This window comes from Acetonema longum DSM 6540 (assembly GCF_000219125.1).
GTDB classification, from domain to species: domain Bacteria; phylum Bacillota; class Negativicutes; order Sporomusales; family Acetonemataceae; genus Acetonema; species Acetonema longum.
Genome location: NZ_AFGF01000067.1, coordinates 1 through 715, shown reverse-complemented (window position 1 = coordinate 715; position 715 = coordinate 1). Strand labels below are relative to the sequence as shown.

Below are 715 nucleotides of genomic sequence, written 5' to 3'. Positions count from 1 at the left end.
TTGCTTTTGGATTTACGAATGGTATGTTGGGTGTGTCACTTGTCGTCTTATTCACATAAGATATAGCAGGTCAATATGGAAGGAGGCTATGATGCGGTGAACAAACCGAAAAAAAGTGACAAATGGCCGGAATTTACCGCCGTAATGAAAGATATGGATCATCATAAGAAGCACATGTCCGGAATGGGGAAAAAAACAATGCCCCACCCCGATATGGGTATGGAGCCGTGTTTGGATGAGATGTCGGAAGGTATGCACCACGGCTCTATGCATGCTGTCACGGATGAAGCCCATATTCCCTCACCTGTCCTGCTGGCTCATGCCTATGTACCCTGGCAGTGCTACACCAAGGCCTTCAGTCCGCAGGAAGCCTTAAAAAAAGGTACCCTGTTTCCGGAATTATATGGGCCCTATCAGCCCCCTCTGTGAGGTGAAACGCATGAAGTGTGAACATGAACAACAGGCGGCCATGCTCAAGAAGATACAGGAAATACAGTTTGTCGCTGTGGAACTCAACCTTTATCTGGATACCCATCCCTGTGACGAAGAAGCCCTCCGGGATTATCAGTGCGCCGTAGAAAGACTGCAAGAGCTTATCTGCGAGTATGAACAAGTATACGGTCCGATCTTGAATTTCGGCCACGGCGGCTGCTGCAACGCCGGTAAGGGGTGGCAGTGGGCCAGTGGCCCTTGGCCCTGGGAACTGTAGGGGGCT

2 protein-coding genes are annotated in these 715 nt (G+C 50.2%); both read left to right on the top strand.

Annotation, left to right across the window (positions count from 1 at the left end; all coding sequences use genetic code 11):
• Positions 1–96: 96 nt before the first annotated feature.
• Positions 97–429, top strand: coding sequence for a spore coat associated protein CotJA (locus tag ALO_RS22805; RefSeq protein ID WP_238528235.1), 333 nt, complete (start codon positions 97–99; stop codon positions 427–429).
• 10 nt (positions 430–439) lie between these two features.
• Complete coding sequence (locus tag ALO_RS08425) at positions 440–709, top strand: spore coat protein CotJB (RefSeq protein WP_004094804.1); 270 nt, start codon at positions 440–442, stop codon at positions 707–709.
• The last annotated feature ends 6 nt before the right edge of the window (positions 710–715 follow it).

Coding starts and splice junctions, on each gene's coding strand:
- ALO_RS08425 (WP_004094804.1), top strand. CDS start 440: ATGAAGTGTGAACATGAACAACAGGCGGCCATGCTCAAGAAGATACAG.